We start from the raw sequence: 1,465 nt of genomic DNA on the forward strand, positions 1-1,465 counted from the left end.
TGCAGGGCGGGGGCTGGAGAAAAACCATGACGACCACTAATCCGGGCCATCGCCTGGGATTGTTGGGCCGCAAGGTGGGCATGATGCGCATCTTCACGGACGATGGCGACGCCATCCCCGTGACGGTGCTCGACGTGTCCAACAACCGCGTCACGCAGGTCAAGACCGCTGCCACCGATGGCTACAACGCGCTGCAAGTCGCGTTCGGCGCCAAGAAGGCCAGCCGCGTCACCAAGCCCGAAGCCGGGCACCTGGCCAAGGCCGGTGTCGAATCGGGCGAAGTCCTGAAGGAATTCCGCGTCACTGCCGACGTCGTCGGCCAGTATGCGCCGGGTGCCGTCGTCCCCGTCAGCAGCGTTTTCGCTGCCGGCCAGAAGGTCGATGTCCAGGGCACGTCCCTGGGCAAGGGCTTCGCCGGCACCATCAAGCGCCACAACTTCAAGTCGCAGCGCGCGTCGCACGGCAACAGCCGTTCGCACAACGTGCCGGGCTCGATCTCGATGGCGCAGGACCCGGGCCGCGTGTTCCCGGGCAAGAAGATGACCGGCCAGATGGGCAACGAGACCGTCAGCGTGCAGAACCTCGACATCGTGCGTGTCGACGAAGCGCGTTCGCTGCTGCTCGTGCGCGGCGCCGTGCCGGGCCACAAGAACGGCCACGTGGTCGTGCGCCCCGCCGTCAAGGTGCGTGTCAAGAACGGAGCCCAGTGATGCAGCTCGAGCTCCTCAACGATCAAGGTCAGGCCACGTCCAAGGTCGACGCGCCCGACACCGTCTTCGCGCGTGACTACAACGAAGCCCTGGTGCATCAGGTTGTCGTCGCCTTCCAGGCCAATGCGCGCCAGGGCACCCGTGCCCAGAAGGACCGCGGCGAAGTTGCCCACACCACGAAGAAGCCGTTTCGCCAGAAGGGCACCGGCCGCGCTCGCGCCGGCATGACCAGTTCGCCGCTGTGGCGTGGGGGCGGCCGCATCTTCCCGAACCGGCCCGACGAGAACTTCTCGCAGAAGGTCAACAAGAAGATGTACCGCGCCGGCATGGCGTCGATCCTCTCGCAGCTGGCCCGTGACGGCCGCCTGGCGGTGGTCGACAGCATCAGCATCGACGCGCCGAAGACCAAGCTGCTGGCTGCCAAGCTCAAGGCCATGGGCCTGGACTCGGTGCTGGTGATTGCTGACCAGATCGACGACAACCTGGCGCTGGCCTCGCGCAACCTGGCCAACGTGCTGGTGGTCGAGCCCCGCTACGCCGATCCGCTGTCCCTCGTCTTCTACAAGAAGGTGCTGGTGACCAAGGGCGCGATCGAGCAGCTCAAGGAGATGTTCGCATGAGCCGCGTCAATCCGACTCCGGTCGAGCTCAAGTTCGACGAAGGCCGCCTGAGCCAGGTGCTCGTGGCGCCGATCATCTCCGAGAAGGCCACGCGCATCGGCGAGAAGCAGAACCAGGTGATGTTCAAGGTGCTGC

At 65.7% G+C, this 1,465-nt stretch carries 2 protein-coding genes; both read left to right on the top strand.

Translation table 11 applies throughout. From position 1 onward, the window contains the following. Positions 1-26: 26 nt before the first annotated feature. Positions 27-710, top strand: coding sequence for a 50S ribosomal protein L3 (gene rplC / locus ADADOO_RS17845; protein WP_511278868.1), 684 nt, complete (start codon positions 27-29; stop codon positions 708-710). After that, a complete protein-coding gene (gene rplD / locus ADADOO_RS17850; protein WP_511278869.1) occupies positions 710-1,330 on the top strand; it encodes a 50S ribosomal protein L4 in 621 nt (206 codons plus the stop codon). Before rplC ends, rplD begins: the two co-directional genes overlap by 1 nt. The last annotated feature ends 135 nt before the right edge of the window (positions 1,331-1,465 follow it).

The sequence above is a fragment of the Azonexus sp. genome (genome assembly GCF_036170495.1).
GTDB lineage: Bacteria > Pseudomonadota > Gammaproteobacteria > Burkholderiales > Rhodocyclaceae > Azonexus.